This is a genomic window from Bradyrhizobium ferriligni (assembly GCF_056837965.1).
In genome coordinates this window covers 1-8,128 of the sequence record NZ_JBXEJO010000139.1, presented here as the reverse complement: position 1 = coordinate 8,128, position 8,128 = coordinate 1, and the positions used below count along the sequence as shown (strand labels likewise).

The window sequence follows — 8,128 nt, the reverse complement described above, 5'->3', positions numbered from 1 at the left end:
CCCCAGCCCTCCCCCGCAAGCGGGAGAGGGGGCGCAATCCTTCCGCGGTGGCCGTTCGACTCGATCTCATCGCAGCGTAGGTGCCGCGTATCGCTCGCGTCTCACGATTGCGACACGTCTCGCGACGGTGAGACGCCGCCAGCCTTGCCAAGCCCGCTGACCGGCGCGCAGCCGGCCGAAATCCGGCCGTTCTCACCCATTCCCTGCGACTTCCTCCGCTGGCACAGCGCTTGCTGATCGTCATGCAATGCGCGGCAAGACGCATTGCATGACTGAACCCAACGCGAAGGAAGGAAACGCACATGGAGCTTGGATACTTCACCATGCCCTCGCACCCGCCGGAGTGCGGCTTGAAGGAGGGCCACGACTGGGACCTGCAGACGCTGCGCTGGCTCGACGAGCTCGGCTATCAGGAAGCCTGGATCGGCGAACACCACACCGCGCCGTGGGAGCCGCACCCGTCGCCTGACCTGCTGGTGGCGCAGGCGCTGCTGCAGACCAAGAATCTGCGCATCGGGCCCGGCGGTTTCCTGCTGCCGTATCATCATCCCGCCGAACTCGCGAACCGCGTTGCGATGCTCGATCATCTCTCGAACGGGCGCCTCAACTTCGGCGTCGCGGCCTCGGGCCTGCCGAGCGACTGGGCGATGTTCAATGTCGACGGCATGTCGGGCCAGAACCGCGACATGACCCGCGAGGCGCTCGAGATCATCCTGAAGATGTGGTCCGAGCCGGCTCCCTGGACGCACAAGGGCAAGTATTGGACGGTGAGCAAGCCGGACACGATGTTCGACTTCCTCAAGCCGCACATCAAGCCGTTGCAAGGGCCGCACCCGCCGATCGGCGTCGCCGGCCTGTCGAAGAACTCCGACACGCTCAAGCTCGCCGGCGAGCGCGGCTTCATCCCGATGAGCCTCAACCTCAACCCGGCCTATGTCGGCAGCCACTGGGATTCGGTCGAGGCCGGCGCGGCCAAGACCGGCCGCAAGCCGAGCCGCAAGGACTGGCGGCTGGTGCGCGAGGTGTTCGTGGCTGATACCGACGAGGAGGCGTGGAAGCTGTCGACCGGCGACATGATGGGCCGGATGATGAGCGAGTACTTCCTGCCGCTGCTCGGCCATTTCGGCTTCAAGGACTATCTGAAGCACGCGCCCGACGTGCCCGACAGCGACGTCACCGTCGAATATTGCGCGCGCCGGAATTGGATCGTCGGCTCGCCCGCGACGGTCACCGAGAAGATCGAGAAGATCTACCGGGAAGTCGGCGGCTTCGGCGTCCTCTGTGTGTTCGGCTTCGACTACAAGCACAAGCCGGAAGCCTGGCGGCACTCGCTGGACCTGCTCAAGAACGAGGTGATGCCGCGGCTCAAGCATCTCGGCGCCGAGTTCGAGAAGGCTGCATGACAGCTGCGCGGGGTGCGGGGCTTGCCTCGCACCCCGCGTCGCATATCTTGAACGAAGTGTTTTTACCGAAGCATGATCCGGACCCGGAGGGCCGCGTTAGCGCAAAGTTGCGAAGCGGTTTTCCGGGCAAGATCATGCTCAAACAGGGTTTGCGGCATGACGGTCGACGCACAGAGTTTCAAGCAGGCGATGCGCCATTGCGCGGGCGCCGTCGCGCTGGTGACGGTCGGCTCCGCGACCGGGCAGCGCACCGGCCTGACCGTGACCTCGGCCTGCTCGCTGTCGGACAATCCGCCCTCGGTGCTGGTCTGCGTTAACCGTAACGCCAGCGCGCATCAGCGCATCCGCGAGGAGCGCCATTTCGTCATCAACTTCCTGAACGAGGACCACGCGCTGCTGGCGCTGACCTTCTCCGGCCAGAAGGGCGTCAACGGCGACGACCGTTTTGCGTTTGGGCGCTGGACCACCGGCGCCACCGGCGCCCCGGTGCTGGAGGATGCCGTCGCGGCGTTCGACTGCGTGCTGGCGCAGGAGCTCGAGACCAAGACCCATTCGATCTTCATCGGCGAAGTCCAGCACGTCCGCGCCGCGACCACCGTCGATCCGCTGATCTATCTGCGCAGCGGCTTCCAGAGCGTGCGCAACATCCATGATCCGGTCGAGCTCGGCGACCTCGACGCACGGCGTGTCAGCTGGAACGAGTTTTCCTGACGCATTGATCAAATCGGCGATGTTTGGTTCGCCGCGACACTCTTTGCACTTGTCATGCCCGGCCTTGTGCCGGGCATCCACGTCCTTACTTCCTGCGCGGCCAAGACGTAGATGGCCGGGACAAGCCCGGCCATGACGGAGATAGAATACGAGCTCGCCAACCATTCGGCCCGATCGTCAACGCCTTGACCTTCCCGCGCAGCGTGGGCCCGGCGCGGCCGTGCGACCGCTGGCCGGGCCAACGCTCATGTGAGGCGTCGCTGTCCTTGCCGTGGTCCCGCGGACGCTGCGCAGCTATGACCCCGGCGTTCTCACGACCAGTTTGATGTTCAGGAGATTGACCCCCTTGAACGGGTTCGGTGCGCTTTCGATCGTTCCTGTGCCCGTCGCATTCGCATAGGCGCCCGTGCCCGAAAGGATCGTATATTCGCCGTTTGATTTTCCGTCCTTGATCGCGCCGGTGTAACGCGCGGTGATCGCGCCTTCCTCGAACGTGTAGGTGCTGTAACCGTAATAGGAGCCCGAGCCCTTCAGCATGTCTCCTGAATGGACGAACTCCTTCACCCCGATATGGCCGTCACTGAATACGGCGACACCAAAGAACTTGCCGGAAACGACGGTCTGCCCTTCGACGTTTGCTGCCTCGATGACCTTGACGTCGACAGGCTTGGTGACGAGCTTGAACTCGAGCACCTTCTCACCCGCTAACGCGGTCGACCCCGCAACGACGATTGCCACGCTGGAAACGAAAAAGGTGATAAAATTCCGCATAGACTCCTCCTGCGTTTGCTGAAATCAAATCAAGGAGTGCACAGCGGGCTAAACGTCATGCCCAGCATTTGCGTTGCAGCACGAAAGAGAGCCCGCGGTGATATCCCGGCAGCGGCCGAAGCTTTCGGTACCCCAGCACGCTGGCTGGAACGCACGCATTAGTTTACGCGACGGTAGAAGGTTCAGCAAGCGTAGCCACCGACGGCTCGTGCGCATCAGATGACGCATCAGATGGCAGGTTCCGCGACATCAGAACACCCTGGCGTGCTATAGTGTGGTTGCGTGCGAGCGAGCGACCGAGGAGGGAGCGCGAACTCATCAATCCTTCTCCCCGTCGCCGTGGTCGGCCGCGCGCGGCAACCATCGAAGTTGCGGCGGATCGACATACCCATGACGATTGCCGCGGGCAAATCCGGCAAGCATGTCTCGAGATACCTCGTCACCGACAAGGAGTATCATCATGAAGATCGTTGTGATCGGCGGTACCGGACTGATCGGCTCAAAGACCGTTGCCATTCTGCGCCAGCGCGGCCATGACGTCGTCGCCGCCTCGCCCAAGAACGGCATCAACACCATCACCGGCGAGGGGCTGAAGGAGGCGCTGGCCGGCGCGGCCGTCGTGATCGACCTCGCCAATTCGCCCTCGTTCGAGGATAAGGCGGTGATGGAATTCTTCGAGACCTCCGGCCGCAACCTGCTGGCGGCGGAGAAGCCGGCCGGCGTCAGGCGCCATGTCGCGCTGTCGATCGTCGGTACTGACCGCACGCCCGAGAACGGCTACTTCCGCGCCAAGGTGGCGCAGGAGAAGCTGATCGAGGCGTCCGGGATTGCCTACACCATCATCCGCGCGACCCAGTTCATGGAATTCGTCGGCGCGATCGCCGATGCGAGCGCAGCTGGAAACACGGTCAGGCTCTCGCCCGGCCTGTTCCAGCCGATCGCGGCGGAAGACGTATCCGCGCTCGTCGCCGATATCGCGCTCGAGCCGCCGCGCAACGGCATCGTCGAGATCGCAGGTCCCGACCGCGCGCCGTTCAACGAGATCGTCGCGCGCTACCTGAAGGCAAAAGGCGATCCGCGCGAGGTGCTCAAAGATCCTGACGCGCTTTACTGGGGCGGCAGGGTCGAGCAGCACTCGCTGGTGCCGCTCGGCGAGGCGCGCCTCGGCCGCATCGATCTGAACGAATGGCTGCGCCGCGCGCGACCGGCGGCCTGACGGTATCAGCTATTTGAGCCACACCAGCAGCGGAACGGGCGCGCGGCCCGCGCAGGACAGCGTGCCCTCGTAATTGCGCGTCTTGCGGGCGCTATAGGTGCAGGGCGCGCCGTCCAGCACCAGCTCGGCGGTGACCTGCGAATCCGCACCCGTGATTTGCAGCTTGATTTCTCCGGCGCGTTCGTCCGGTCCGTCCTGCGTGCAGATGCCCACATGCTTCATCTTGAGCGGTCCGGAGAACTGCCTGGGGGTGCCCGGCGCGCTTTCGGTGAGATGTCCGGTCAGCTCCCATTCGCCGAGCACGCCGGCCTGGCCGAGCATCTCCATCGCGCCAACCGGCGGCACCTGGCAAAGCGATAGCGCAACGGCGCCGAGCAGCGCCGCACCACCGTTGCGCCATGTCGTCAGTGGCATCACAGCTTGCTTCCGGTCGTCTGGTGCAATTCGATCAGCTCCGGCCGCGACAGATCGGCGTCGGCCGTGAGCCGGGCAATCTGATCAGCGCATTCCCGGGTCTTGGCCTGATCGCCGGCCGCCTTGGCGCTCTTGATCATGCCGAGATAAGTCGCCAGCCGGTTGGGCTCCTTCTTGAGCACGGCCTCGTAAGCGGCGAGCGCCTCCTTGGCCATGCCGCGATCGAGCAGCATCGCCGCGTAGAGCTCGCGCGCTGGCGCGAGCGGTCCCGGGGTGACCGGATGTTTCTCGGTCTTGTCTTCCGCCTCCGCGGCGGCGTTCATCGCGCCGAGCGCCTCGTCGTACTTGCCTTCCGCGTACAGCACCCAGGCGCTTGCGATCTGCTGCTGGATGTCGACGATGTTGGACCAGTAGGCGTCCTTCGTGTCCTTCAACTTGTCGCGCAGCTCGACCAGCTTCGCGACATCGGCCTTGGCGGCAGCGGGGTCACCGGAGCGCGCAGCGCCGACCGCGCGGGCGAAATAGGTGATGGCGTCAGCATAGGCGTATTTGGTCGGATGCACTTCAAGCGCGGCAGCACCCTTCCAGTCGCCGCGTTCGAAGACATAGCGGGCCTGGCTTGCCGCCACCGCGAAGGGGCCTGCGAACCGGTCGAGCTTGAACTGGAGCTTGCCGAGCTCGTCGACCACCGCACGCGCCTCCTTGTCCTGCCCGAGCTGCAGATACGCATAGACCAGATAGTCCATCGCGTGCGCCTGGTCCTGCTGCTCGCCGTCTTCCTTGGCAATGCGCGCGGATTCCTTGTTCGAGGCGATCGACTCCTTCCAGTAGCCGACGCGCGTGAAGATGTGCGACGGCATGTGCTGGGCATGCGGCGCGTGTTCGGCGATCTTGGCATAGCGCATCGCCGCGGGGAGGCCCTTCTCCGCGAGCGCCGGGTAGTCGTAGAGATGGATCAGATAGTGGGCGATGCCGGGGTGCTCGGGCTGGCGCGTGAAGATCGGTTCGAGCAGCGCCGCGCCCTTCAGCTGGTTGGCGTAGGTCTTGTCGCCCGGCGAGGCCGCGACGTTGAGCGTGATCGCATAGGCGATCTGCGCCTCGTCATCGTCGGCATAGTGCGCCGCGACCTGCTCTTCGGCGGCGAGGAATCGCTGCACGCGGGTGCGGTGATCGACCTTGTCGTAGTCGACATACATCGCCGCGATCGCATCGATGTATTCCCGCTCGCGCGGGGTGCCGGCATTCAGCGCCTGGCCTTTTTTCGCAGCTTCAAGGCCGAGCGGAAGGTTTTCCGGTGGCGGCGGCGCATGCGGATTGTAGAGATAGCTGAGCGCGATCCCCCAATAGGCGATGGCGCATTGCGGGTCGGCCTGCAGCACCTCCTCGAAGGTGCGTCGCGATGCGCTGTACCAGAACGAATGCTGATACAGCATGGCGCGATCGAACAGCTCCTGCGCTTCAGGCTTGCAGGATGTTACAAAATGGACTTTGCCCAATCGTTGTTCGGTAGAATCCGAGGCGGCAGGCTGCGAAATGGTCGCGGCAATGAGGCCAACGACCACAGCGAGGGGAAACCGTGTCATGGGACCCGCTCCGTGGCGTTGAAGGCGAAAACCGTACGATATCACCTTTCCCGCATCGCCGGAACAGCAGCGGCCGTTCTGGTCTAGCTGTCCAGCGCGATCCCTAACGCCTTGATCTTCCGGTACAACGTCGCGCGGCTGAGCCCGAGCGCCCTGGCCGCGTTCGTCACTCTTCCGTCATTGGCGCGCAATGCATCGACGATCGCGGCGCGCTCGCTCGCTGCGTGATCGGCCTCCACATCGCGTGCGCTGAGCGGCGGCAGATCGAGATCCGCCTCGGTGATGACGCCGTCCTCCGCGGTGGCGCCGGCGAGCCGCAGCACGTGACGAAGCTGGCGCATGTTGCCGGGGAACGGATAGGCCATCAGCTGCGCCCAGGCGTCGGCCGCGATGCGGCAATGCGGCGCTTCCTCGTCGGCGATCTGCGCGATGACGTCTCTGCGGTCGGCGCGCTCGCGCAACGCGGGCAGGCGGATCTCCATGCCGCGCAGCCGGTAATACAGATCGGAGCGGAAGCTGCCGTCCTCCGCCATCCGCGCCAGATCACGGTGCGTGGCGCTGATCAGGCGGATGTCAACGGCGACGGGCTTCAGCGCGCCGAGCGGCCACACCTCGCGGTTTTCCAGCACGCGAAGCAGCCGGGTTTGCAGCGAAAGCGGCATGTCGCCGATCTCGTCGAGGAACAGCGTGCCGCCGCTGGCCTGCACGATCAGCCCCTTCGATCCCTCGCGCCGCGCGCCGGTGAAGGCGCCGGCCTCGTAGCCGAACAGCTCGGCATCGATCAGGCTCTCCGGCATCGCCGCGCAGTTCAGCGCGACATAGTTGCGGCCGGCCCGATTGCTCGCGGCATGGATGGCGCGCGCGAACACGTCCTTGCCGGCGCCGGTCTCGCCATGCAGCAGGATCGGCAGATCGAGATTGCCGACTGTCATCAGCCGCTTCACGCCCTTGATCAGCACGGGATCGCGGCCCGCCAGCCTGTGCAGGCCCGAAAACTGTCCGGCCGGCTTTTCGCGCGGCGGCGTCGATGGTGGACGCGGCGAACGCGCCCGCACCGGCGGTGCCAGATGGCCGCGTCCCCACGGCGTGCCGTCGGCACGGCGCAGCGCGATCTGCTCGTCCGCGGCCCGCGTCGCGCGATCGTCCAGTTGAATGAGATGCGACAGGTCGATGCCGTCGTCGATCATCGCATCGGTCAGGCCGAACGCCGCGCGTGCGGTGCGGCAGGCGCCGACCACGCGGCGGTCGTCGTCATAGGCCAGCATGCCGGTCCCGTCGCCGGGCAGCATCGCGATCCAGGAGGCGCGGTAGCGCCGGCGGAAGAACGACTGCTCGATCCGCCGCGTTGCCTCCGTGGTGACGGCGAGCGCCAGTTCATGCGCGCTGCGGCCGAGGTCGCTGCGGCAGGAGGTGATGTTGACGGCACCGGCGAGGCGGCCGGCATGATCGAATAGTGGCGACACCGCGCAGGTGAACATGTGCCACTGCTCGCGGAAATGCTCGTCGCCATGCACCAGGATCGGCCGCCGCTCGGCGAGTGCGGTGCCGAGCCCGTTGGTGCCCTCGAACGTCTCGGCGAAGTTCGAGCCGGTGTAGATCTTCCATTCCAGGAACATCCGCGCGTAGTCCCCGCCGGGCAGCCGGCTCACCAGCATGGTGGCGTTGGGATCGGCGAGGTTGACGCAGTAGCCGGAGTCGTGGAGCACGCGGGCGAGGTCCTCGAGCTCGGGGATCGCGACCTGGATCAAATCCTCCATCGGCTCGGCGAGGTGCCGGACCTCGGCCTCGGTCAGGGTCTGCGGCGGGCCGCGCCGGGCCGGATCGAGGTTGTGATTGACCAGGCAGCGCCGCCAGGACGCGGCAATCCGCGTCTCGGTGTCGACGCCGGCCACCTGGTTGGCCGCCGACAAAACACGGGCAACGTGATTTGAGGCCGAAAGATTGGCCATCCAGAGGTCTCCACCCCTAATTTTCCGCGAAGTCTGGCAGTCCGCGGCCGAATGTCAATTGGCCGACGGGGCCGCGGGGGG

The 8,128-nt window shown here is 65.5% G+C and carries 7 protein-coding genes; 3 read left to right on the top strand and 4 right to left on the bottom strand.

Annotated features, from left to right (window positions below):
* Positions 1–302 precede the first annotated feature (302 nt).
* Positions 303–1,403 (top strand): LLM class flavin-dependent oxidoreductase, encoded by a 1,101-nt coding sequence (locus AC1VNY_RS41760; protein WP_038385588.1) that lies wholly within the window; start codon positions 303–305, stop codon positions 1,401–1,403.
* 156 nt (positions 1,404–1,559) lie between these two features.
* Entirely contained in the window at positions 1,560–2,114 is a 555-nt protein-coding gene (locus tag AC1VNY_RS41755; protein ID WP_482409559.1) for a flavin reductase family protein, read from the top strand.
* A 294-nt stretch (positions 2,115–2,408) separates the two neighbouring features.
* Here the strand turns inward: AC1VNY_RS41755 and AC1VNY_RS41750 are convergent, their stop codons facing one another.
* Positions 2,409–2,885, bottom strand: coding sequence for a hypothetical protein (locus tag AC1VNY_RS41750; protein ID WP_137481292.1), 477 nt, complete (start codon positions 2,883–2,885; stop codon positions 2,409–2,411).
* A gap of 460 nt (positions 2,886–3,345) precedes the next feature.
* Here AC1VNY_RS41750 and AC1VNY_RS41745 point away from each other — a divergent pair, with 460 nt between their 5' ends.
* Positions 3,346–4,101 carry an SDR family oxidoreductase gene (locus AC1VNY_RS41745; protein ID WP_482409558.1) on the top strand — a complete coding sequence of 252 codons (756 nt, stop codon included), beginning with the start codon at positions 3,346–3,348 and terminating at the stop codon, positions 4,099–4,101.
* A 9-nt stretch (positions 4,102–4,110) separates the two neighbouring features.
* On the opposite strand, the gene AC1VNY_RS41740 is transcribed toward AC1VNY_RS41745, so the two are convergent.
* The 3 genes from AC1VNY_RS41740 to AC1VNY_RS41730 all read right to left on the bottom strand — a co-directional run bounded on the left by AC1VNY_RS41740 (position 4,111) and on the right by AC1VNY_RS41730 (position 8,047).
* Positions 4,111–4,515 (bottom strand): hypothetical protein, encoded by a 405-nt coding sequence (locus AC1VNY_RS41740; RefSeq protein ID WP_482409557.1) that lies wholly within the window; start codon positions 4,513–4,515, stop codon positions 4,111–4,113.
* Positions 4,515–6,098, bottom strand: a complete 1,584-nt coding sequence (locus AC1VNY_RS41735; protein ID WP_482409556.1) for a tetratricopeptide repeat protein — start codon at positions 6,096–6,098, stop codon at positions 4,515–4,517. The genes AC1VNY_RS41740 and AC1VNY_RS41735 overlap by 1 nt, the downstream gene beginning before the upstream one ends.
* A gap of 83 nt (positions 6,099–6,181) precedes the next feature.
* The gene (locus AC1VNY_RS41730) at positions 6,182–8,047 is read right to left on the bottom strand and encodes a sigma-54-dependent Fis family transcriptional regulator (protein WP_482409555.1); all 1,866 of its coding nucleotides are present in this window, start codon (positions 8,045–8,047) and stop codon (positions 6,182–6,184) included.
* Positions 8,048–8,128: the final 81 nt, after the last annotated feature.

Coding starts and splice junctions, on each gene's coding strand:
- AC1VNY_RS41750 (WP_137481292.1), bottom strand. CDS start 2,885: ATGCGGAATTTTATCACCTTTTTCGTTTCCAGCGTGGCAATCGTCGTT.
- AC1VNY_RS41760 (WP_038385588.1), top strand. CDS start 303: ATGGAGCTTGGATACTTCACCATGCCCTCGCACCCGCCGGAGTGCGGC.
- AC1VNY_RS41755 (WP_482409559.1), top strand. CDS start 1,560: ATGACGGTCGACGCACAGAGTTTCAAGCAGGCGATGCGCCATTGCGCG.
- AC1VNY_RS41745 (WP_482409558.1), top strand. CDS start 3,346: ATGAAGATCGTTGTGATCGGCGGTACCGGACTGATCGGCTCAAAGACC.
- AC1VNY_RS41730 (WP_482409555.1), bottom strand. CDS start 8,047: ATGGCCAATCTTTCGGCCTCAAATCACGTTGCCCGTGTTTTGTCGGCG.
- AC1VNY_RS41740 (WP_482409557.1), bottom strand. CDS start 4,515: ATGCCACTGACGACATGGCGCAACGGTGGTGCGGCGCTGCTCGGCGCC.
- AC1VNY_RS41735 (WP_482409556.1), bottom strand. CDS start 6,098: ATGACACGGTTTCCCCTCGCTGTGGTCGTTGGCCTCATTGCCGCGACC.